Origin of the sequence: Halanaerobium polyolivorans (assembly GCF_020711195.1) — a bacterium.
Classification (GTDB): Bacteria; Bacillota; Halanaerobiia; order Halanaerobiales; family Halanaerobiaceae; genus Halanaerobium; species Halanaerobium polyolivorans.
Genome location: NZ_JAJFAT010000041.1, coordinates 1 through 1,230 on the forward strand (window position 1 = coordinate 1; position 1,230 = coordinate 1,230).

Genomic DNA, 1,230 nt, shown 5'->3' on the forward strand with positions numbered 1-1,230 from the left:
TCAATAACCTTAAATTCTATTGGTGATGGAGTTATTATTACAGATAAAGAGGGTAAGATAGTAAGGTTAAATAAAACCGCTCAAGAACTAACCAAATGGGAGGCTAAAGCAGCAAGGAATTCTGATATTACTGAAGTTTTTCAAATAATCAATTCCAAAACTGGAAAAAAGGTTAAAAACCCTGTGGAAAAAGTTTTTGAGGAAGGTAAAACTGTTGGCCTGGCAAATCACACCAAATTAATAGCCAGGGATGATTCAGAATACCATATCGCAGATAGTGCAGCTCCAATTAAAGATGAAAGCGGAGAAATATATGGGGCTGTGCTTGTCTTTAGAAATGTAAGTGAAAAATATCAGCTTAGAGAAGAAATTGCCAATAAAGCAGAACTATTTTCAAATGCTGTTAGAGAAGCTCCCTATCCTATCATGCTTCATAATGAACAAGGAGATGTTTTAGAGATTAATGACGTCTGGTTAGATTTAACGGGATATAGCAAATCTGAAATAGCTACTATAGATAAATGGTTAGAAAAAGCATATGATAAAAATTTAAATAAAGCAGAGTTTAAAGATATTTATAGTAGAATCGAGAAGGTAAGTACTGGAGAATTCACCATTACAACTAAAAAGAATCAGCAGCGGGTATGGGATATAAAAAACTCATATCTTGGTTTAGATGACAATGGAAATAAACTCTTTATTTCAATGGCGGTAGATATAACGGAAAAGAAACGCTTAAATAAAAAACTAAAGATCTTTAATCGTATTTATAGAACTTTAAGTTCGATTAATCAATTAATAGTTAATGAGGAGTCTATTGATGATCTACTAAAGCAGGCAGTAGAGATAGTGGTAGATGTTGGCAGATATAATACAGCCTGGATTGCAGGGGTAGAAGAGAATAAAGAACTATTAAATGTTAAAGCTCTGGCAGGTTATGAGTGTTCTTTTTTAGAAACTGGAAAGATTAAACTTGACTACGAAAAAGATGATTTAAAAATCTATAAAGATGCCCTTCAAAGTGAAGACACTGTAATACTTAATGTTGATGATGAAGAGGAATTAAAAGGAGAAAATTGTGGTTCAACAGCTGTATTCATCTTAAAAGTATATGATGAAATTTGGGGGATTTTAGTTTTTTGCTCAAATGAAAAAAATCGTTTTGATGATAAAGAATATGCTTTATTAGAAGAATTGACAACCGATATTGCTTTTGGCATAGAAAAAATA

Annotated in this window: 1 protein-coding gene; it reads left to right on the forward strand. The window is 32.0% G+C overall.

All coding sequences use genetic code 11. The annotated features are described in order from the left end of the window. The coding region (locus tag LJ207_RS12205; protein WP_229346773.1) for a PAS domain-containing protein at positions 1 to 1,230 on the forward strand (1,230 nt) is incomplete at both ends.